This is a genomic window from Oceanomicrobium pacificus, from assembly GCF_009833495.1.
Taxonomy (GTDB): domain Bacteria; phylum Pseudomonadota; class Alphaproteobacteria; order Rhodobacterales; family Rhodobacteraceae; genus Oceanomicrobium; species Oceanomicrobium pacificus.
This window is the reverse complement of record NZ_WUWG01000008.1, coordinates 21,935-41,240: the sequence shown is the minus strand read 5'-3', so window position 1 is coordinate 41,240 and position 19,306 is coordinate 21,935. Positions and strand designations below refer to the sequence as shown.

21 protein-coding genes are annotated in these 19,306 nt (G+C 64.8%); 8 read left to right on the top strand and 13 right to left on the bottom strand.

What is annotated here, in order from left to right; genetic code table 11:
• Nucleotides 1–9 precede the first annotated feature (9 nt).
• The 3 genes from ubiA (at nucleotide 10) to GSH16_RS15145 (ending at nucleotide 3,463) form a co-directional block, all read left to right on the top strand.
• A complete protein-coding gene (gene ubiA, locus GSH16_RS15155) occupies nucleotides 10–999 on the top strand; it encodes a 4-hydroxybenzoate octaprenyltransferase (protein WP_235913263.1) in 990 nt (329 codons plus the stop codon).
• Between the two features lie 86 nt (nucleotides 1,000–1,085).
• The gene (locus GSH16_RS15150) at nucleotides 1,086–3,137 is read left to right on the top strand and encodes an OmpA family protein (RefSeq protein WP_160856460.1); all 2,052 of its coding nucleotides are present in this window, start codon (nucleotides 1,086–1,088) and stop codon (nucleotides 3,135–3,137) included.
• A complete protein-coding gene (locus tag GSH16_RS15145) occupies nucleotides 3,137–3,463 on the top strand; it encodes a hypothetical protein (RefSeq protein WP_160856459.1) in 327 nt (108 codons plus the stop codon). Before GSH16_RS15150 ends, GSH16_RS15145 begins: the two co-directional genes overlap by 1 nt.
• Nucleotides 3,464–3,568: 105 nt before the next feature.
• Here the strand turns inward: GSH16_RS15145 and GSH16_RS15140 are convergent, their stop codons facing one another.
• The 9 genes from GSH16_RS15140 to GSH16_RS15100 form a co-directional block, all read right to left on the bottom strand.
• The gene (locus tag GSH16_RS15140; RefSeq protein ID WP_160856458.1) at nucleotides 3,569–3,817 is read right to left on the bottom strand and encodes a hypothetical protein; all 249 of its coding nucleotides are present in this window, start codon (nucleotides 3,815–3,817) and stop codon (nucleotides 3,569–3,571) included.
• 101 nt (nucleotides 3,818–3,918) lie between these two features.
• Complete coding sequence (locus GSH16_RS15135; protein ID WP_160856457.1) at nucleotides 3,919–4,368, bottom strand: molybdenum cofactor biosynthesis protein MoaE; 450 nt, start codon at nucleotides 4,366–4,368, stop codon at nucleotides 3,919–3,921.
• A gap of 1 nt (nucleotide 4,369) precedes the next feature.
• The gene (gene moaD / locus GSH16_RS15130) at nucleotides 4,370–4,615 is read right to left on the bottom strand and encodes a molybdopterin converting factor subunit 1 (RefSeq protein ID WP_160856456.1); all 246 of its coding nucleotides are present in this window, start codon (nucleotides 4,613–4,615) and stop codon (nucleotides 4,370–4,372) included.
• 5 nt (nucleotides 4,616–4,620) lie between these two features.
• Nucleotides 4,621–5,289 carry a CDP-diacylglycerol--glycerol-3-phosphate 3-phosphatidyltransferase gene (pgsA, locus tag GSH16_RS15125; RefSeq protein ID WP_160856455.1) on the bottom strand — a complete coding sequence of 223 codons (669 nt, stop codon included), beginning with the start codon at nucleotides 5,287–5,289 and terminating at the stop codon, nucleotides 4,621–4,623.
• Between the two features lie 97 nt (nucleotides 5,290–5,386).
• Nucleotides 5,387–7,318: an excinuclease ABC subunit UvrC gene (gene uvrC, locus GSH16_RS15120; protein WP_160856454.1), complete on the bottom strand. Its 1,932-nt coding sequence runs from the start codon at nucleotides 7,316–7,318 to the stop codon at nucleotides 5,387–5,389.
• 294 nt (nucleotides 7,319–7,612) lie between these two features.
• Nucleotides 7,613–8,395: an SDR family oxidoreductase gene (locus GSH16_RS15115; protein WP_160856453.1), complete on the bottom strand. Its 783-nt coding sequence runs from the start codon at nucleotides 8,393–8,395 to the stop codon at nucleotides 7,613–7,615.
• Between the two features lie 51 nt (nucleotides 8,396–8,446).
• Nucleotides 8,447–9,409, bottom strand: coding sequence for a calcium/sodium antiporter (locus GSH16_RS15110; RefSeq protein WP_160856452.1), 963 nt, complete (start codon nucleotides 9,407–9,409; stop codon nucleotides 8,447–8,449).
• 39 nt (nucleotides 9,410–9,448) lie between these two features.
• Complete coding sequence (locus GSH16_RS15105) at nucleotides 9,449–9,628, bottom strand: hypothetical protein (RefSeq protein WP_160856451.1); 180 nt, start codon at nucleotides 9,626–9,628, stop codon at nucleotides 9,449–9,451.
• A 4-nt stretch (nucleotides 9,629–9,632) separates the two neighbouring features.
• Entirely contained in the window at nucleotides 9,633–10,436 is an 804-nt protein-coding gene (locus tag GSH16_RS15100; protein WP_160856547.1) for a S49 family peptidase, read from the bottom strand.
• A gap of 196 nt (nucleotides 10,437–10,632) precedes the next feature.
• Here GSH16_RS15100 and GSH16_RS15095 point away from each other — a divergent pair, with 196 nt between their 5' ends.
• The 5 genes from GSH16_RS15095 (at nucleotide 10,633) to GSH16_RS15075 (ending at nucleotide 14,208) form a co-directional block, all read left to right on the top strand.
• Nucleotides 10,633–11,841, top strand: coding sequence for a CaiB/BaiF CoA transferase family protein (locus GSH16_RS15095; RefSeq protein ID WP_160856450.1), 1,209 nt, complete (start codon nucleotides 10,633–10,635; stop codon nucleotides 11,839–11,841).
• A 219-nt stretch (nucleotides 11,842–12,060) separates the two neighbouring features.
• On the top strand, nucleotides 12,061–12,378 hold the full coding sequence (locus tag GSH16_RS15090; RefSeq protein WP_160856449.1) for a helix-turn-helix domain-containing protein: 318 nt from the start codon (nucleotides 12,061–12,063) through the stop codon (nucleotides 12,376–12,378).
• A gap of 132 nt (nucleotides 12,379–12,510) precedes the next feature.
• On the top strand, nucleotides 12,511–13,119 hold the full coding sequence (locus GSH16_RS15085; protein ID WP_160856448.1) for a helix-turn-helix transcriptional regulator: 609 nt from the start codon (nucleotides 12,511–12,513) through the stop codon (nucleotides 13,117–13,119).
• A gap of 33 nt (nucleotides 13,120–13,152) precedes the next feature.
• Entirely contained in the window at nucleotides 13,153–13,752 is a 600-nt protein-coding gene (locus GSH16_RS15080) for an acyl-homoserine-lactone synthase (RefSeq protein ID WP_160856447.1), read from the top strand.
• Nucleotides 13,753–14,022: 270 nt separating this feature from the next.
• Nucleotides 14,023–14,208 carry a hypothetical protein gene (locus GSH16_RS15075; protein ID WP_160856446.1) on the top strand — a complete coding sequence of 62 codons (186 nt, stop codon included), beginning with the start codon at nucleotides 14,023–14,025 and terminating at the stop codon, nucleotides 14,206–14,208.
• A 930-nt stretch (nucleotides 14,209–15,138) separates the two neighbouring features.
• Here the strand turns inward: GSH16_RS15075 and GSH16_RS15070 are convergent.
• The 4 genes from GSH16_RS15070 to GSH16_RS15055 form a co-directional block, all read right to left on the bottom strand.
• Entirely contained in the window at nucleotides 15,139–15,387 is a 249-nt protein-coding gene (locus tag GSH16_RS15070) for a GlsB/YeaQ/YmgE family stress response membrane protein (protein ID WP_160856445.1), read from the bottom strand.
• A gap of 144 nt (nucleotides 15,388–15,531) precedes the next feature.
• On the bottom strand, nucleotides 15,532–17,313 hold the full coding sequence (gene aspS, locus GSH16_RS15065) for an aspartate--tRNA ligase (RefSeq protein ID WP_160856444.1): 1,782 nt from the start codon (nucleotides 17,311–17,313) through the stop codon (nucleotides 15,532–15,534).
• A 114-nt stretch (nucleotides 17,314–17,427) separates the two neighbouring features.
• Nucleotides 17,428–18,081: an aminotransferase class IV gene (locus GSH16_RS15060; protein WP_328803250.1), complete on the bottom strand. Its 654-nt coding sequence runs from the start codon at nucleotides 18,079–18,081 to the stop codon at nucleotides 17,428–17,430.
• Nucleotides 18,042–19,190 (bottom strand): aminodeoxychorismate synthase component I, encoded by a 1,149-nt coding sequence (locus tag GSH16_RS15055; RefSeq protein WP_160856443.1) that lies wholly within the window; start codon nucleotides 19,188–19,190, stop codon nucleotides 18,042–18,044. Before GSH16_RS15055 ends, GSH16_RS15060 begins: the two co-directional genes overlap by 40 nt.
• Nucleotides 19,191–19,306 lie beyond the last annotated feature (116 nt).

Genomic DNA, 19,306 nt, shown 5'->3' with positions numbered 1-19,306 from the left:
GGACACTCCATGACGTCGCCAGAAACTATGCCAGACAGCCAGCCGGATGGAAGGGCCGATGGGCAGGTTGCCGATGCACCGCCCGACAATTGGGTCGACCGCTGGTGTCCGGCATGGTCGCGGCCCTATCTGCGCCTGTCCCGCGCCGACCGGCCGATCGGCACGTGGCTGCTGCTCCTGCCCTGTTGGTGGGGGTTGGGGCTTGCGCTGATGGCCAATCCCGGATCGGCCGGCTGGAGCGACCTCTGGGTGGCGCTGGCCTGTGTGCCGGGCGCGTTCCTGATGCGCGGCGCGGGCTGCACATGGAATGACTATACCGACCGCCATATCGACGGCGCGGTGGAGCGGACGCGCTCGCGCCCGCTGCCGTCCGGGCAGGTGTCCCCGAAGGCTGCACTTGTCTGGATGGCCGCGCAGGCGCTTCTGGCCTTCATGATTCTTCTGACGTTCAACCCGTTCACGATCGCACTCGGCATCGCCGCGCTCGGACCGGTCGCGATCTATCCCTTTGCAAAGCGATTCACATGGTGGCCACAGGTGTTCCTCGGTATCGCGTTCAACTGGGGCATCCTTGTCGGCTGGGCGGCCCATGCGGGCAGCCTGTCCTGGGCGCCGCTGACGCTTTACCTCTCGGCGATTGCATGGACGCTCTTCTATGACACGATCTATGCGCATCAGGACCGGGAGGATGACGCGCTGATCGGGGTCAAGTCGACCGCACGGCTCTTTGCCGACAACACGCCGCGATGGCTTTTTCTGTTCCTCGTGGTCTCCGTCACGCTGATGGGTGTGGCCGTGCTCGGCGTGACCATCCCGGACGGCCGCGTCGTGCCCGCCCTTGTCGGACTGGCCGCAGCATGGGGCTTCGGCTGGCACCTAGCCTGGCAATTGTCGGGCCTGCGGATCAACGACCCGGCAACCTGCCTGCGGCTCTTCCGCACCAACCGCACCGCCGGGCTGATCCCGGCCCTGCTCTTCATCGGCGCCGGATTGCTGTAACGCGATCGCGGGACCGCAGGTTGCTTGAACCTCGGGGGGGCTTCTCATAGTGTCCGCGCGATTGGACTGACCCAGATCGAGATTCCATGCGTTTCATCGCTCCGCTCTTTGCCCTCGTGTCGCTGGCCCTGTGTGCGCTGGCCGCGAACTATATCGCGACCCGCACGGTCGCCCATATCGAGACGACGACACAGGCGCGCATCACCACCGCGCTGCGCGCCGCCGGCGAGGATTGGGCCAAGGTCGACACCGACGGGTCCATTGTCCGGCTGAGCGGCGAGGCGCAGGATGAGGGGCGCCGCTTCCGCGCCCGCGAAATCGCCCTGCAGCTTGTCAGCGCGCGGCGGATCGTCGACGAGGTGACGATTGCGCCGAAAGTGGACACGGATGTCCCCGAATTCACGCTGGAAATCCTGCGCAACCTCAATGAAGTGTCGCTGATCGGGCTGGTGCCGACCGACAATGGCCGCGGACCGGTCATGTCCGCGCTCGATGCGCTCGGCAGTTCCGACGTGACCGACATGCTCGACGAGGCGCAATATGACGTGCCGGACGGCTGGGGCGACAGCCTCGATTTCGGCCTCCAGCTTCTGGCCGAACTGGACCGCACCAAGATCAGCATCACGCCGGGGCGGGTCATCGTCTCCGCTGTGGCCCTGTCGGACGCCGAGCGGCGCGACCTGTCGGCAAAGCTGAACGGCTTGCGGCCCGAATCGGTGGAACTGGCGCTCAATATCTCGGCCCCGCGGCCGGTCATCACCCCGTTCGAACTGACCTACAGGCTGGAGGACGGGACCGGCGAACTGGCGCCCTGTGTCGCGCTCACCGAAGAGGGCCGCAACCGTATCCTGCGCACGGCTGCCGGCGAAGGCACGCTCGCCCCGCCCGCCTGCCGGGTGGGTCTTGGCGCCCCGACGCCGCTCTGGCCGCAGGCAGTCGGGCTCGGCATCTCGGCGGTCAAATCGCTCGGCGGGGGCAGCATCACCTTCCGCGACACGGATGTGGTGCTCGACGGGCCGCTCGGCGCCGATCCCGATGAATTTGCGCAGGTGACCGAAGACCTGCGCGCCGCGCTGCCGCCGCTCTTCTCTCTGTCGGCCACGCTGCCCGAGCCGGAGGATTCCACCAATCCCGGCGGACGCGTGTCGGTGCCGACCTTCGTGGCCGAACTGACGCCCGAGCGCACGGTCATCCTGCGCGGTTCGATCCAGGACAGCATGAGCCAGAAGGCGGTCGAGACCTATGCCGCCTCGCTCTTCGGCTTCGGCCAGGTCGAGGACCGGACCCGGGTGATCGCCGACATGCCCGCCGGTTGGCCCGGGCGGGTGCTGAGCGGGATCGAAGCCCTGTCGCTCCTGAATTCCGGCCAGCTGATCGTGACGCCGGGCAATGTGTCCGTGTCGGGCCGGTCCGCGAGCGAATCGATCGACGAGGAAATGTCGGACGTGCTGCGCCTGCGGCTCGGGGCCGACGCGCGCTTCACCACCTCGGTCGTCTTCGACCCCGCGCTGGTGGTCGAGGAAGCCCAGCCCGACCAGACCGATTGCGGATTGCTGATCGAGGAGATCCTGAACGTCCGGCAGATCACCTTCGCCCCCTCGTCCGACGAGATCGACGCGGAAAGCCAGCAGGTGATCGACGAGATCGCCGCCGTTCTGCGGCTCTGCCCCGGCGCACCGTTCGAGGTGGCCGGCCACACGGACAGCCAGGGTGGCGAACTGTCGAACCAGGCGCTGAGCCAGCGCCGCGCCGACGCGGTGCTCGACGCGCTTCTGGAGCGCGAGGTGCCGACAAGCTCGATGACCGCCAAGGGTTATGGCGAGGCGGTGCCGATCGCCGACAATGGCACCGAGGAAGGCCGCCAGATCAACCGCCGGATCGAGTTCACCCTGATCGAGGATGACCCGGAAGGGGATGCCGACGGAGGAGACGCGGCCGATACGGACGTCACCGGCGGCACCGATCCGGCGGCGGAAGCCGATGCTGCCGAAGCGGATGGTGCAGAAGCGGATGGTGCAGACGGGTCGGACGATGGCGGGGACGGCTCGGAAACAGACGCCGGGGACGCGGATGCGGACACCGCCGCGGCAGAAGATAGCGACGCGACGACGGACGACACACAGACGGAGAGCAACTGATGGACAGCACGGCCCTGACCTACACCATTGCCGGAACCCTGTTCCTGGCGGTTCTTGTCGGATGGTGCCTGCGGTGGATGTTCAGCCGCCTCAACCGCGCCAACCGGGGTGACCCGTCGGCGCAGGGCGACATGGCGGCGCGTCTGCTTGCCGCCGAGGAAGCGCAGAAAATGGCCGAGGCGAAACTCGTCTCGGTCGAAGTGGACCTGCACAAGAAGCTGAGCCAGACAGAGGCCGAACTGGCCGCCACGTTCGAGACGCTCGGATCGGTCCGCCGCGAACTTGAAGCCGCGAATCACGCGCTGGCGGCACGCGAGGGCAACTGAACGCCCACGCGCGCCGCGCGATCCGGACAGGTTCGCTGTCCTGCAGGCGACGCAATACACACGCGCGTCGCATCAGGCGGGCCGGCCGGCCCGCCGCATCATCTGTCAGAAACCGACATTCACCACCATGGCTGGCATCCGGTCAGGATAGCCGGCCGGTTCAGCGGTCACCGCCGAGCGGCTGCTCTTGGCAACCACCACACAATGTCCGTTTTCGTCCATATGCAGAGCCACCGCATTGGCCGCTTCGGCCGCCGCGTGACAGGCATCCGTCGCGGGCTTCTGCTCCGCGAAAATGGCCGCCGGGATCAGGGTTGCCGCAACCGTTCCGGCCAACAGGAAATTCTTACGCATGTCTCACACCATCGCTTTATCGGGGACAGGTGCAGTATGCGCCCGAACCCGGTCCGGCGATGTGCGGATTGATACGCTTTGACGGAAAAGCTGACCTAGGGTCAGGTCCAGCGGTTGAGGGCGGCTTCGTCGCTTTCGCGGGCATCGACCCAGCGGGCCCCGTCAGCCCCGTGTTCCTTTTTCCAGAAGGGCGCGCGCGATTTCAGGAAGTCCATCAGGAACTCGGCCGCGGCGAACGCATCGCCCCGATGCGGTGCGGCGGTCGCGACCATCATGATCTGCGCGCCCGGCTCCAGCCGCCCGTAGCGGTGGATGATGAGGCTCTCCTGCAGCGCCCAGCGCGCGCAAGCCTCGGCCTCGATCCGTTCCAGCGCAGCAGCTGTCATGGCCGGGTAATGTTCCAGTTCCAGCGCCGAGATCGCATCGGCGCCGCCAAGGTCGCGCACGAGGCCGGTGAACGTGACGAGCGCGCCGATCGAAGTGTTGCCGCTGGTCAGCCGCGCTACTTCCGTGCCGAGATCGAAATCCGCCTCCTGCACCCGGACAGCCATCTCAGCCCCCGGTCATCGGCGGGAAGAAGGCCACCTCGCGCACGCCGTCGAGCGGCGCATCGAGCCCGGCCAGTTCCTGATCGACAGCAACCCGCACCGACGCCATGTCGGAGAAGGCCAGGTCGTAACGCTCTTCCCGCGCGCGCAACTCCGCCACCAGATCGGCCACGGTTGCTGCGTCGGAGGAGACCTCTTCCTGCGACAGGCCGATCCGTTCGCGGATCCAGGCGAAATAGAGCACCCGCATCGCCCCTACCCTTCCCGCTCGCGCATGAAGGGCATGGCCTTGCGCAGATAGTCAAAACCGGTGACGAGCGTCAGTCCGGCCGCGATCCACAGCATCGCCAGCCCCAGCCAGCGGGTCCAGCTGGCAAGCTGGTGCGCCGCGAGCAGCCCCAGATCATCGGGCGCGGCACCGGACAGGACGGCTTCGCCGGCCTCCACGCCCAACTGGTTGAAGGCCATGATCGCCATCCATGCAAACAGATTCGACACCATCAGAACCGGAATCGCGATCATCTGGACGGTCGTCTTCCATTTGGCGAGCTTGGTGACCTGTAGCCGCGCCGCATCGGCCCCGAGGAACTCGCGCAGGCCGGAGACGAACACTTCCCGCAGGAGGATCGCCGCGACCGGCACGATGATGAGCGGCGTCATGCCCATGACCCCCACAACCACGGTCAGCGCGATGATCACCATCGCCTTGTCGGCAATCGGGTCGAGCATCTTGCCGAAACTCGTGCCCCAGTCGAAGCGCCGCGCCAGATAGCCGTCGAGATAGTCCGTCACCGCCGCCCCGACGAAGAGGATCACCGCCAGCAGATCGGCAAAGGGGCGCGGAAAAACCGCAAAGGAGAGCGCCACGGCCGGCGCCGCAAGGAGCCGGATGACCGTCAGGATATTGGGGATGGTCCACCGCATGGCACGTCCTTCAATGGGCTCGCTTGGTCAGTCGTCTGTCCGGCCCGTTTTAACGGGCAGGCCGTGGCGGGGGAAGCACGGAATGCGCGGCCGCCCCTCACCCCTCGGCATGAAAGTGGTTGTAGATGGTCTCGGCCATCGCCTGGGAGATCCCGTCCACCGCCGTCAGGTCGGCCAGTGCCGCGCGGGACACGGCCTTGGCCGAACCGAAATGGGCCAGCAGCGCACGTTTGCGGGTCGCGCCCACGCCCGGCACCTCGTCGAGCGGCGATGCGCCGATCGCTTTCGACCGTTTCGCGCGGTGGGTGCCGATGGCAAAGCGGTGCGCCTCGTCGCGCAGCCGCTGAATGAAATAGAGGACCGGCGAACGATGCGGCAATGCGAAGGGCCGTGCGTCGGGGCGGTGGAACTCCTCCTTGCCGGCATTGCGGTCCACACCCTTGGCAACCCCGACGATGGCGACATCCTCCACGCCGAGCTCGGCCAGCGCCGCCGCAACGGCAGATACTTGCCCGGCCCCGCCGTCGATGAGCAAGAGGTCGGGCCAATTGCCCGACTTGCGGTCGGGGTCTTCCTTCAGAAGACGGCGGAAGCGCCGGTCGAGCACTTCCTTCATCATCCCGAAATCGTCGCCCGGTGTCAGGTCCTGCGACTTGATGTTGAACTTGCGATAGTCCGATTTCCGGAACCCATCGGGCCCGGCCACGATCATCGCGCCGACCGCGTGCGCACCCTGAATGTGGCTGTTGTCATAGACCTCGATCCGCTCGGGCGGCGTGTCGAGCGCGAAGGCTTCAGCCAGACCGTCGAGGAGCTTCCGCTGGCTCGCGCTCTCGGCCATGCGGCGGGCCAGCGCCTCGCGCGCGTTGCGTTCGGCATTTTCCACCAGTTCGCGCTTCTCGCCGCGCTGCGGCACGGCAATGACGACACGGCGCTCGCGCTTGGCGGTGAGCGCCTCGGCCAGCAGGTCGGCATTGTCGGGCGGGGCATTGGTCAGGACCATGCGCGGCGGCGTCTTTGTGGCGTAGAACTGGGCCAGGAATGCCTCCAGCACCTCGCCCGGTTCGGCATCGGCCACCATGCGCGGGAAATAGGCGCGGTTGCCCCAGTTCTGGTGTGCACGGATGAAGAAGACCTGCACGCAGGCCTGACCCCCCTCCGCATGGAGCGCGACGATATCGGCCTCGGCCACCCCGCGCGGGTTGATGCCCTGCGCGCCCTGCACCTGTGTCAGCGCCTTGATGCGGTCGCGCAGCGCCGCGGCGCGTTCGAACTCCATCGCGGCGCTGGCCTCTGCCATCTCGGCTGCAAGCGTGGCCTGCACCTTGGTCGATTTGCCCGTCAGGAACCGCCGCGCATCATCGACCAATGCACCATAGTCGCCGGGCGACACCAGACCGACGCAAGGCGCGGCGCAGCGCTTGATCTGGTATTGCAGGCAAGGGCGCGTGCGGCTCTCGAACATCGAGTCGGTGCAGTTGCGCAAAAGAAACGCCTTCTGGAGCTGGTTCAGCGTCCGGTTCACCGCGCCGGCCGATGCGAATGGGCCGAAATAGTCGCCCTTCGCCTTGCGCGCGCCGCGATGTTTCTTGGCCTGCGGATATTCGTGGTCGGTGGTCAGCAGGATGTTGGGAAAGCTCTTGTCGTCGCGCAACAGCACATTGTAGCGCGGCTTCAGCTGCTTGATGAGGTTCTGCTCCAGAAGCAGCGCCTCGGTTTCCGTCCGCGTTGTCAGGAACATCATCCCGGCGGTGGCGGTGATCATCCGCCCGATCCGCGCGCTGTGGCCCGTGGGCTTGGCATAGGAGGATACGCGTTTCTTCAGGTTGCGCGCCTTGCCGACATAGAGCACCGCGCCCTGCGCATCGAGCATCCGGTAGACGCCCGGCGAATTGTCGAGCTTGCGGACATAGTCCCGGATCAGTCGGTGACCGGTCAGACCGTCGGGCGCAGCCGGTTTCCCCTCTTCATCGAGCGGTGCGGCAGCTGCCTGTGCCAATTCCGTGTCTGGTTTCTCGTCGCCGGCCATGATTCTCCGTTGGGCTGCCCGTTTCAGGTTACGAATTCAAGAAATTTCCTGTCCACGATTCCTGTGGATAAGTCTGGGTGTAACTTCTCGTGATGGCGGATTCAGCCAAGCATTGTTGGCAAATTGGTGACTTGCATAGAAAATAGGCATCTTTTCAAGCCATTGTTTTCAAACATTATTTTTTGGTACGCCTTCTAAATTAATGAAATCATTTACAAATCTGTCACAGGAATGTGAGCGGCGCGAGATAGGTGGAAAACGAAAAAAATTGCAGCTTTCCGCGCGGTCCCGAACTCACTCCACACCGAGCACGTCCGGGGTCTGCCAGCCCAGATGCTGACCGCCATCGAGCGCCAGCATCTGCCCGGTGAATCCCGGCGTTTTGAGGATGAAATCAAGGGCGGCGCAAATTTCCGACGGGTCCGATCCGCGTTCGAGAATGGTCGCGGCACGCTGCCGCGCGAAATGCTCCGGCGACTGGCGCTCGCCTTGCAATGTCGGACCGGGGCCGATGCCCGCCACGCGAATGTCGGGGCCGAGCGCCTGCGCCGCGGTCCGCGTGAAGGCCCAGAGTCCGGCCTTGGCCAGCGAATAGGTCATGAATTCCGGTGTCGGCTTCAGCACCCTCTGGTCGAGCATGTTGACGATCACCGCCTGCGCCACCGGTTCGCCCGCCGCATCGCGCGCGGCACGCGGGGCCTGGGCCGCGAATGCCTGGGACAGGAAGACCGGCGCCTTGAGGTTCGAGCCGATGTGCCGCGTCCAGCTGTCCCCGGTCATCGTGTCGAGCCGGTCATGCTCGAAGATGGACGCATTGTTCACCAGAAGCGACAGCGGCATCCCGAGCGCCGTCGCCGCACGCGGCACCAGTTCGGCAACTTCTGCGTCCTGCAACAGGTCAGCCTGCAGGGCCTCTGCCGTGGTGCCAGCGTCGCGCAGTTCGGTCACCAGAGCTTCGGCTGCGTCGGACGAGCTTGCATAGTGCACCGCCACCGCCCAGCCCTCACGCGCCAGATGCCGTGCCATCGCCGCGCCGAGACGCTGTGCGCCGCCGGTGATCAGGGCTGCCTTGACCATCCGAACCTCCTCCACTGCCATTACGTCCGACAGGTGCGACGCGGATGCCCGTCAGCCGGCCACCTGCAGAAGCCTTGCCACATAAAGCCCGTATGCCGCGCAGAAGGCCAGCCCCCAGAGCCGGTTGATCCGCCAGCCCAGAAAGACGAAGGGGATCAGCAGAAGCGACGCGCCCAGCATGACCCAGAGGTCGAGCGTCAGGAACGATCCTTCGACCGGCAGTGGGCCGAAGAAGGCCGTGATGCCAAGGATACCGAGCAGGTTGAACATGTTCGACCCGATCACGTTGCCCATGACCACATCGGCCTGCTTGCGGATCGCGGCCATAACAGTGGTCGCCAGTTCCGGCAGAGAGGTGCCGAAGGCGACGAGCGTCAGCCCGATCACCGCATCAGAGACGCCATATTTCACCGCGATGCCGATGGCCCCGTCGATCAGAAGCTGCGCGCCGAGCGGCAGGCCGACAAGGCCGAGGATGATATAGACCGCGATGCGGAAACCGCTCAGTCCGGTCGCGCCCTCTTCCAGTTCTGCCAATTCGGCATCGGCAGGCGCACAGGCGCTGTCGCGGTGCTTCTTGGCCTCCGCGAACCCGCTATAGAGCATGGCGAGGAACAGCCCGAACAGCACCACCCCGTGCCAGATATGGAGCGGGCCGAGAAAACAGAGGATGATGAAGATGACCGTCGCGCCCAGCATCTGGATATAGCTGCGGGCGGATTCGCATCCTTTCGTGTCGATGGCCGAAATCAGCGCCGGCACGCCAAGCACGAGCAGCACGTTGGCGATGTTGGACCCGACCACATTGCCCACGGCAAGCCCCGGCACGCCTTCGAGAGTTGACTGGACCGAGACGAGCAGTTCGGGCGCCGAGGTCCCGAACGCGACGATCGTCAGGCTGACGATCAGCGCCGGGATGCCCAGCCTGAGCGCCAATGCCACGGCCCCGCGCACCAGACTGTCGCCGGCCAGCAGAAGAATGCCGAGACCGGCCATCACCAGAACGAGGTTCATGCAGGACCCTTCAGTCGAAATTTGGAGCTGCGGCCCATGTCAGCGGTTCCGTCCACAGGGGCAGGTGCCGCCACCGGGCACGGGTGCGCCGCAGGCCTTGCAGGTCCGGGTGACGAATTTAGGGCCTTTCGCCCCCGGAAGGCGCGGCATGCGCAGCTTTCCGAACATGCCGAGGACGGCAATGGCGATCAGGAACAGGAAGACGGCCTTTACGATCATCGCATCACAGCCCGTAGCGCGCCCAGAGCGCACGATCTTCGAGCCCGGCCAGACCGTCGGCAACGATCTGCGCGCCCAGACGCTTGAAGATGGACCGTTTCCGGCCGTGCGGAACCAGTTTCACATCCGGTCCGAACCGCTCCACCAGATCGGTCACCGCGTGAGCCACGCCGTCGGCAAGCCCGACATTGACCGCGCCGCGTCCGACCCAGATGTCGCCGGTGAACAGGTCCGTGTCCGCAAGCCGGTCGCCGCGCCGCGCCTTCACATAGTCGATGAAGCCCTGATGGATGTCCGTTTGCAGGCTGGTCAGCCGGGCCACGTCCTCCGACTTCTCGGGCCGGAACGGGTCAAGAAGGCTCTTGCTCTCGCCCGCCGTATGGACCCGCCGTTCCACGCCGTAGCGGGCGATCAGGTCGGCAAAGCCGAAGCCTGCGTAAATCACGCCGATGGAGCCGAGGATGGAATTGGGGTCGGCATAGATCTCGTCCGCCGCGCAAGCGAGCCAGTAGCCCCCCGAAGCGGCAACATCCTCGCAATAGGCAAGGACCGGCACCTCATGCTTTTCCGCCAGATGGCGGATCCGAGCGGCGATGAGCGAGGATTGCGCGGGCGAACCGCCGGGCGAGTTCACCAACAGTGCGACCGCTGCCGGTTTGCCCCGGCTGAACGCACGCTCCAGCACCGGCGCCAGCGCCGCATCCGTCAGTCCGCCACCGGACAGGCGGCCACCGCCCCCGATCACACCATCGAGCCGCACCACGGACACCCGTGGCGCCTTTTTCAGCAGAGCGCCCAGCCTTTTCATCCGTCCGACATAGGGCGGCACCTGCGCTTCGACAAGGTGCATCCGCCCAGCTTCTTGCCCCTGTTGCGCAGGTGGCGCAGCGTCACGCCCGCGCGACGTGCGGCGCGCATGACGCCCGCGTGCGATTGGGACTGACGCGCGGCGCTGCCGCATGATAGCTCTGTCGGGCAATCGACGGGCAGGAGGGGTGCGAGCGATGCAGGCGCCATTGAACGGCATTCGGGTTCTGGAACTGGCACGTGTGCTCGCCGGTCCGTGGATCGGTCAGACACTGGCCGACCTCGGCGCCGATGTGATCAAGGTGGAAGCGCCCGGCGGTGACGAGACACGCGGCTGGGGCCCGCCCTTCGCCGAGGACGGGACAGCGGCCTACTATCACAGTTGCAACCGCAACAAACGCTCGATCGCGCTCGATTTCTGCGACCCGGATGATCTGGCGCTGGTGCGTGACCTGGCGCGAAGCGCCGATGTGCTGATCGAGAATTTCAAGGTGGGCGGGCTGGCAAAATTCGGGCTCGACTATGCGACCCTGTCGGCAGAGACACCGGGCCTTGTCTATTGTTCCGTCACGGGGTTCGGACAGGACGGGCCGGATGCGGGCCGGGCTGGCTATGATTTCATCATCCAGGCCATGTCCGGCATCATGGACATCACCGGTGAACCGGACGGGCCACCCACCAAACCCGGCGTTGCCTATGCCGACATTTTCACCGGCCTTTACGGCACGATCGCGGTGCAGGCTGCGCTCCGGGCGCGCGACGCGACGGGCCGGGGCACCCATATCGACATGGCGCTGATGGATGCGCAGATGGGGGTGCTCGCCAATCAGGCCGCCAACTATTTCGTGTCGGGCCGAAGCCCGAAAAGGCTCGGCAACAGCCACCCCAATATCGTGCCCTACCAGACGTTCGAGGCAGCGGACGGTCCCTTCGTGATCGCCTGCGGCAATGACGGGCAGTTCGCCCGCCTCTCCCGCGAGATGGGCAAGGACTGGGCCGCGGATCCGCGTTTTGCCCGCAATGCCGACCGCGTCACCCATCGCGCCGAACTGGTCGCCTTGATCGCGGCGGAAGTGGCCTCCCTCAGCCGCGATGCGCTGATGGCGCTGCTTGACCGCGCCGGTGTGCCGGGCAGTCCGATCCGCACAATCGCCGAGGCGTTCGATACCGAACAGGCCCGCCATCGCGGCATGGCCGTGCCGCGCCCGGACGATGCGCCGGAAGGGGCACCGGCAACCATGGTGCGCAACCCGATCCGCTTCTCCGCCCACGATCTGGCGCGACCGCAACCTGCGCCGATGCTCGATGCGGATGGGCCGGAGATCCGCGCCGCGCTCCGCCGCCGGGCGGGGGAAAAGGATGCTGCACCGGGTTGGCCCGAGCGCCCTACCCGCTCCGGTCGATAGCGCCCGCGCGCGCACATCCATTCGGATAAAATGTGTGCGAATTATCACATCTGGAATGTCACTGGGCGCGGCACTCCGGTTGCAATGCGCCATTGATTGACGTTTACGGAAGCTTGCGGTTTCTCAGGAAGGGGCTGCTGCGAGGCCCTACAAGAAAGTTGTCAATGCTGGAAAAAACCAGTATTTTTGCATTATTGGTGTTTGTGGGAAGGTTGAGTAATGAGCGAGAGTGAGGCCTGGAGAACCAGACTTGCTTCGGCAATCCATCTGAAGGGCGTGAAGGTCACGCACCTGTCGACGGATCTGGGGTTGCACCGCGATTACATCTCGAACGTTCTTTCGGGCAAGGCCAAGCCGAGCATGGACCGGGTGCGCGCGATCTGCGACGCGCTCGACGTGTCGCTGGCCTATGTTCTGGACGGCGCTCAGAGCGATTCCGTCACAAATGCGGATTTGGAAGTCGAAGCCCGCATCCAGACCGATGCGCTCAATTCATTGCAGGATCTCCTGCGTTCCAAGAACTATCACCACCCCTGACCGGTTGCTCGCAGGGGCTGTGGCTCCCGACCGAAGACGGCGCTATTGATTTGATTTATAAAGTGTAATGCGTATTCACGGGACCGCGGTGTAAGCGGCAATAATGACAAGCCCGTCAGAGGGAGGGTGGACGTGTCTGATTTGCAATCGGTGGTGTCGAGCCGGCTGGATGGCCTGGCTCCCGGCGGTTATGCGGTCATTCGCGACGCCGGAACAGGGCAACAGGCCCGGCTTCTGCTCAAAGGCGGCGCCGCCGCACTTCCCGACACACTCGACGATATTTGCAGACTTGTGGACCCGCTGGTTGCCGACCGGGACCGCGCAACTGTGCATTGCGTCCGCTGGCCGGGCGCCGACGGGGATGCGGCGGAGGCCGGACGGATCGCGGCAGGCTTCGGCTGGGCCGATGGCACGCTGATCCTGTCCCCGCGCGGGGAGGCCACCGATGTCTGCATCCTTTTCGGCCGGATCGACCTGTCGGACGCGGATGCGATGACGGTTGGCGCCATGGTCTCGGCGCTTGCTGGCGGGCCGCTCGATGACGCCGCGCCAGAATTGTCGCCTAAGGAAATCAGCTACCTCCAGAAAGCCGCCGAAGGGCTGAACGACACCGAGATCGCAGAGGCGCTCGACCTGTCGCTCCGCGCGGTGCGCGAACGCAAGAAGAAGGCCATTCAGGACAGCCGTTTCAGCACCATCTTTCACACCATCGCCCATGCCCGCCGTGCGGGCCTGATCTGACCCCAACCCCCAAACCGAAGGACATCGACGAACGTGGGCTTTGATACCAGTACCGACCCCCAGACTGGTGACTACCGGATCGTCAAATGGATGGACGCGCATCACACGCGCCTGCTCCGCGACTATCACCAGCTCCGCAAGAATGTCTTTGTCGACGGGCTCACGTGGACGCTGCCCAATCACGGAGGCTACGAGTGGGACCAGTATGACGGACCGCGCTCGCTTATGCTGCTGCGCGAAGAAGGCGGCACCTGCACGGGCGGCTGCCGCCTGATCCGCTGCGACGGTGCGCACCGGTTCGGCGAGGTCGAATTCAGCTATACGATCCGCGATGCGCATCGCGGCATCCTGCCGGGCATCCCGCGGGAGCTGGCCGAACATGCGCCGACCGACAAGGGCGCGTGGGAGCTGTCGCGCGCGATTTCGGGCGGGGACGCGGTGCATTTCAAGGCGCTCTTGGCGCGCGCTGCGCGCTTCGTGCAGCATCAGGGCGGCGACCGGATCCTGCTGATCAGCCGCCCGGCGAGCCTGATACTTGTTCCCAAATGGGGCTATCGTGCAACAGCACTGGGCCCGCGCACCCGGATCGGCACAGCCGACTGGCTGGCGCTGATGATCGAGATTCCCGACTGATTCCAGCTCCTTGATCCACTGGCCGCGGGAAAGCCGGCGGCCGATTTCGGCAAGATTGTGAGATTCGCCACCGCGTTGACCCAGGGTCATCTGTATGGTCTCGCTTGCTCAAATGGGGAAAATTGCGGTTTGATGTGGGGACGTTTCAGGGACAGACATGTCCGTCCGAATTGCGGACGGATCACCTTCTGACCATGAACGCGACAAAGATTTGCCTTTTTTCAAAGCAATCCTGACCGATAGCCGCAATTTATTTTTTATGGGGATATCATGATTTCGAAAGACACGATGACCTCGTCGAAACTGCAGCCGCGCGATGCCGACTGGAAAGGGTTCGACCTGGCGGAAGAGCTGCGCAAGGCCTATGCGCGCGGGCGTGCGGACACGCTGGCGGCCCTTGGCCTCGACGAGGCGGACCTGCCGCAGGGCGACGGGGCGCAAGCCTGGGCGGGCTGACGCTCCGACCTGCAATTCCTGATTGAAAACGGCCTATCCGGTTTGCCGGAGGGGCCGTTTCGCCGTTCCGGCAGGGGCGACCCGCACGAAAAGTGCAGAATTTCGAAAAAATATCAGCATTTTTGCATTTTTTGATTGCGCTCCCCTGACGCGGGATGTAGCAACATAAGTGTGTGGAGTGCGTAACGATTGTGGGAAAACAGTTCTTGTGGGGATGGGGTTTTCGAACCTACCCGGACGGAACGTGGAGTGGGCTTCGCGCCCGATCCGGGGTCTGAGCAAGGCTGTTGTGTAGTTGCCAAAGTCTTTTTTGTGGGGGCAAAGGGGCTTTGGCAACTATCTCCACCCCTTCGAGCCGGTGCGCTGGCTGACGGCCATAGCGCCCCAGAGGGCACCAGGAAGCCCTAATTTTCCATTAATTTTCTGCTGAAATGCTGCGATTAGCTGGCAAAAATGCCGCGCGCCACTTTCTTGCCACAATCGGGTCACAATGCGAACACCCCGCCTGCCTAGGCTGACGGGGTGTTCAAGACAGTCTACTGGGCTACTCAGATTTCACGCCGTTGAATTGCCCCCACAAATACGACTGCGCGAAATCGAAACACTGCTTGTCACAAGCGGGATGAAGTCAGGGCTCAACTCTTGGCTTCATCCCGAACAGCCCCTGAATACACCGGATACTCGCTAAACTGTTCGTAGAATTGTTGTATCTGCACACCCGCGCCCTCGCAACCAAAAAATGCAGAAATGCTGATTTTTGTGTGCGAAACAGCACAATTGGAATCCGGGCTTGCGCCCATACCCTTATTTCACTGACTTGAACACCACCTCGGGTTGAGTTGCGGATATGAAAACGGCGGCCACGCATTGCGCGGCCGCCGCTTGTTTTTCCATCGGATGCGCCCGGCCCGGCGGGCGCATCGCGCGGGTTCAGGCTTTCTTGAACAGCCCGATGATCGCCAGAAGAATCACGGCACCGATCGTGCCGTAGACGATGGTTCCCAGATAGCCTGCCAGAGGAATCAGTGACCCTAGAAGCCAACCGCCGATCACAGCGCCGACAATCCCGACAACGATGTTCCCGATCAGGCCGAAGCCCGAGCCCTTCATGATCTGCCCGGCCAGCCAACCGGCAATAGCACCGATCAACAGCCAGATAATAAAGCCCACGATATCCATGATCTGCTCCCTTTATTTCCGCCGGCTCTTCCGGCCGAATAGAGGCAGCATAGCACAAAAAAGGGGCAGAAGCGCGATTTCGCCCCTGCCCCGTCTTGTCCGGTCTCTTTCGCCGCGCGCCGCGGCGCAGCGGTGCGCCCCCTGTCAGTCCTGCGGAATGACCCGCAATCCGAGTTCCCGCAACTGTTCGTTGGTCGGTTCCGACGGCGCGTTCATCATCAGGTCTTCGGCCCGCTGGTTCATCGGGAACATGATAACCTCGCGGATATTGGCCTCGTCGGCGAGCAACATCACAATCCGGTCGATGCCCGCCGCGCAGCCGCCATGCGGCGGTGCACCGTATTTGAACGCGTTGACCATTCCTCCGAAGCGGCTGTTCACCTCGTCCGCGCCGTAGCCCGCAATCTCGAAGGCCTTGTACATGATCTCCGGCTTGTGGTTCCGGATCGCGCCGGACACCAGTTCGTAGCCGTTGCAGGCCAGGTCATACTGGAAGCCCAGCACGTCGAGCGGATCGCCCTCGAGCGCCGCCATCCCGCCCTGCGGCATGGAGAAGGGGTTATGCTCGAAATCGATCGCGCCGCTTTCCTCGTCCTTCTCGTAGATCGGGAAGTCGACGATCCAGGCAAAGGCGAACCGGTCCTTGTCGGTCAGGCCCAGTTCCTCGCCAATGACGGTGCGCGCACGCCCGGCCACGGATTCGAAGCTCTTCGGCTTGCCGCCGAGGAAGAAGGCCGCGTCGCCCACCTCCAGCCCGAGCTGCTGGCGGATCGCCTCGGTCCGTTCGGGGCCGATATTCTTGGCAAGCGGTCCGGCCGCTTCCATGCCATCCGCGCCCTCTCGCCAGAAGATGTAGCCCATGCCGGGCAGACCTTCGCCCTGCGCGAACTTGTTCATCCGGTCGCAGAATTTCCGGCTGCCGCCCTTGGGCGCCGGGATCGCGCGGATTTCGGTGCCGTCCTGCTCCAAAAGGTTGGCAAAGATCGCGAAGCCCGAGCCGCGGAAATGGTCGGACACGATCTGCATCTTGATCGGGTTGCGCAGGTCGGGCTTGTCGGTGCCGTACCAAAGCGCGGCATCGCGATAGGAAATCTGCGGCCAGTCCTGCGGCGCGTCCACCTTGCGGCCGCCGCCGAACTCCTCGAACACGCCGGCGAGCACCGGCGCGATCGTGTCGAACACGTCCTGCTGGGTGACGAAGCTCATTTCCATGTCGAGCTGGTAGAAATCCGTCGGCGACCGGTCGGCGCGCGGATCTTCGTCCCGGAAACAGGGCGCGATCTGGAAATACTTGTCGAAGCCCGACACCATGATCAGCTGCTTGAACTGCTGCGGCGCCTGCGGCAGCGCGTAGAACTTGCCCGGATGCAGGCGCGAGGGCACGAGGAAATCGCGCGCACCCTCCGGCGAGGAAGCGGTGATGATCGGGGTCTGGAACTCGTTGAAGCCCTTGTCCCACATCCGCTTGCGCATCGAGGCGACCACGTTGGAGCGCAGCACCATATTGTTCTGCAGCGTCTCGCGGCGCAGGTCGAGATAGCGGTATTTCAGCCGCGTCTCTTCGGGATAGTCCTGTTCACCAAAGACCGGCAGCGGCAGTTCGTCCGCAGCGCCCAGCACTTCGAGATCACGGATGTAGACCTCGATCTCGCCGGTCGGAATGTTGGGGTTCACCAGTTCCGGGTCACGCGCCTTGACCGTGCCGTCGATGCGGATGCACCATTCCGAGCGCACCTTCTCCAGCTCGGCAAAGACCGGGCTGTCGCCATCTGCCAGCACCTGCGTTATGCCGAAATGGTCGCGCAGGTCGATGAAAAGCACGCCGCCATGGTCCCGGACACGATGAACCCACCCCGACAGGCGGACAGTGTCGCCGACATTGGCTTTGGTCAGGCCGGCACAATTGTGCGAACGATAGGCATGCATGGATGGACGTCCTTTGAAAACACGAAACGGCGCGCAGACCGCACGCCGGAAAATCTGCCGCCCGATACACAGGTTTGCGCCCGAAATGTCAAGGGAAGCACCCCGGGGCGGCGGTCATCCGTCCATTGGCTGCAGACGCGCGCGGACCAGACCGCGCAGACTGTTCCCGACATAGAGCGCGCGCGCATCCTTGAGGGCCTCGATCGGCACCGGCGCCGCACGCACCTGACCGGTCTCCAGCAACTCCGCCCGCAGGATGCCGGGCAGGCATCCGTTCGACAGGGGCGGCGTGACAAGCCCCTGCCCCAGATCGACGAAAATATTGGTGATCGTGCCCTCGGCCAGATTCCCGTCGCGATTGGCAAATAGATATTCGTCCACCCCGTCAGGCAGCGCCGCGCGGGCGCGATCGTAGAGATGGCGCTCGCTCGTCTTGACCTGCAGCCACGGGTCGCGCGCGTCGAGCCGCTCGGAATGAAGTGCAACAGTCCAGAGCCGGGCCGCCTCCGGCGCCGATGCGACGGTCACCGCGAACCGGCCTGCCCGGTCGAGCGTCAGCCGCACCCGCTCGGCCGTGCCCGCGGACGGGTGGGCATCCACTGCTGCGTCAAACCGCTCCGGCGCCGTTTCGATGCCAAGCGCCGCCGCGCTCCGGCAGAGCCGCCCCCGATGGAGCGCGCGGCGCGGGATGGTTCCGTCCGGTTCGCGCCGCATCGTCTCGATCAGAATCAGGCCGGCGGGCAGGGGCTGGTAAAGCGGGCTTTCCACAGGGCTTCCTCATATTCGGCGTCGGCGGTGCTGTCCGCGACGACGCCGCCGCCGACATTGAGCACCAGATCGCCCCCGGGATAAAGCGCAAGGGTGCGGATGGCGACGTTGAAACAGGCCCGCCCGTCCGGCGCCAGCCAGCCGATCGCGCCGCAATAGGCATCCCGCGGCCGGGGTTCCAGGTCCGACAGAATCTCCATGGCCCGGATTTTCGGCGCGCCGGTGATCGAACCGCAGGGAAAGACCGCGCGGAAGATCGCCGCCAGATCGGCCTCGGGCGCCAAGTCAGCCTCCACCGTCGACACCATCTGGTGCACGGTCGCATAGGGCTCCACCTTGAACAGGTCGGGCACGCGCACCGACCCCGGCCGCGCGATGCGGCTGAAATCATTGCGCAGCAAATCCACGATCATCAGGTTTTCCGCACGGTTCTTAGGGTCCTGCGCCAGCCCTTCGGCGCGGGCCATATCCTGCACGTCATCATCCATGCGCGGCGCCGTGCCCTTCATCGGGCGGGTGCGGATGGTCCGATTGCCGGACGCGTCAGCACGGTCGATCTCGAAGAAAAGCTCGGGCGACCGGCTCAGCAGCGTCACCGACGGGTCATGCGCAACATAGGCCCCGTGCGGCACCGGCTGGCGGGCGGCCAATGCACCGTAGAGCGCCAGCGGATCGCCCGCGAATCGGCCGTCGAGCGGAAAGGTGAGGTTCGCCTGATAGATGTCGCCCGCCGCGATATAGTCCATGATCTGCCCGAAGGCGGCGGCATAGCGGTCGCGGTCCCAACGGGGCACCAGATCGAGCGGCGGCAGGTCGCTGGCCGGCAGATCCGGCGGTCGGTCCAGCGGCGCGCGATAGGCCGCCAGCGACAGGAGCGGAACACGGCGCCCTTCGGGCAGGCGCGGCGCCAGCTTCTGTTCCAGCACATAGCCAAGCTCGTAGGAGGCAAAGCCCGCCAGCCAGAAGCCGCGCGCCTGCAGGTCCCGCGCCAGCGTCAGCGCCGCGCCCAAGCCGTCAGGCGCCCAAGCCGTCACGCGCGCTTCCGGCACGCCAAAGGCCAGCGCCGCCCCGTCCGGGCCAGAATCAAACCTGATCGTCACGTCGGTCATGTGCCGGACACCGGATTTCTCGCTTCCCTGCGCCCCAGATAGCGCCGCACGTGCCCCGAGGCCAGAGGCAGGATCGGGGCGGAGCCTGTGATCCCGTCCGGTGCGGTCAAAATTTT

Excerpts from the sequence above, each read along its gene's own strand:
- ubiA (WP_235913263.1), top strand. The coding sequence starts at position 10 with ATGACGTCGCCAGAAACTATGCCAGACAGCCAGCCGGATGGAAGGGCC.
- GSH16_RS15150 (WP_160856460.1), top strand. The coding sequence starts at position 1,086 with ATGCGTTTCATCGCTCCGCTCTTTGCCCTCGTGTCGCTGGCCCTGTGT.
- GSH16_RS15145 (WP_160856459.1), top strand. The coding sequence starts at position 3,137 with ATGGACAGCACGGCCCTGACCTACACCATTGCCGGAACCCTGTTCCTG.
- GSH16_RS15140 (WP_160856458.1), bottom strand. The coding sequence starts at position 3,817 with ATGCGTAAGAATTTCCTGTTGGCCGGAACGGTTGCGGCAACCCTGATC.
- GSH16_RS15135 (WP_160856457.1), bottom strand. The coding sequence starts at position 4,368 with ATGGCTGTCCGGGTGCAGGAGGCGGATTTCGATCTCGGCACGGAAGTA.
- moaD (WP_160856456.1), bottom strand. The coding sequence starts at position 4,615 with ATGCGGGTGCTCTATTTCGCCTGGATCCGCGAACGGATCGGCCTGTCG.
- pgsA (WP_160856455.1), bottom strand. The coding sequence starts at position 5,289 with ATGCGGTGGACCATCCCCAATATCCTGACGGTCATCCGGCTCCTTGCG.
- uvrC (WP_160856454.1), bottom strand. The coding sequence starts at position 7,318 with ATGGCCGGCGACGAGAAACCAGACACGGAATTGGCACAGGCAGCTGCC.
- GSH16_RS15115 (WP_160856453.1), bottom strand. The coding sequence starts at position 8,395 with ATGGTCAAGGCAGCCCTGATCACCGGCGGCGCACAGCGTCTCGGCGCG.
- GSH16_RS15110 (WP_160856452.1), bottom strand. The coding sequence starts at position 9,409 with ATGAACCTCGTTCTGGTGATGGCCGGTCTCGGCATTCTTCTGCTGGCC.
- GSH16_RS15105 (WP_160856451.1), bottom strand. The coding sequence starts at position 9,628 with ATGATCGTAAAGGCCGTCTTCCTGTTCCTGATCGCCATTGCCGTCCTC.
- GSH16_RS15100 (WP_160856547.1), bottom strand. The coding sequence starts at position 10,436 with ATGAAAAGGCTGGGCGCTCTGCTGAAAAAGGCGCCACGGGTGTCCGTG.
- GSH16_RS15095 (WP_160856450.1), top strand. The coding sequence starts at position 10,633 with ATGCAGGCGCCATTGAACGGCATTCGGGTTCTGGAACTGGCACGTGTG.
- GSH16_RS15090 (WP_160856449.1), top strand. The coding sequence starts at position 12,061 with ATGAGCGAGAGTGAGGCCTGGAGAACCAGACTTGCTTCGGCAATCCAT.
- GSH16_RS15075 (WP_160856446.1), top strand. The coding sequence starts at position 14,023 with ATGATTTCGAAAGACACGATGACCTCGTCGAAACTGCAGCCGCGCGAT.
- GSH16_RS15070 (WP_160856445.1), bottom strand. The coding sequence starts at position 15,387 with ATGGATATCGTGGGCTTTATTATCTGGCTGTTGATCGGTGCTATTGCC.
- aspS (WP_160856444.1), bottom strand. The coding sequence starts at position 17,313 with ATGCATGCCTATCGTTCGCACAATTGTGCCGGCCTGACCAAAGCCAAT.
- GSH16_RS15055 (WP_160856443.1), bottom strand. The coding sequence starts at position 19,190 with ATGACCGACGTGACGATCAGGTTTGATTCTGGCCCGGACGGGGCGGCG.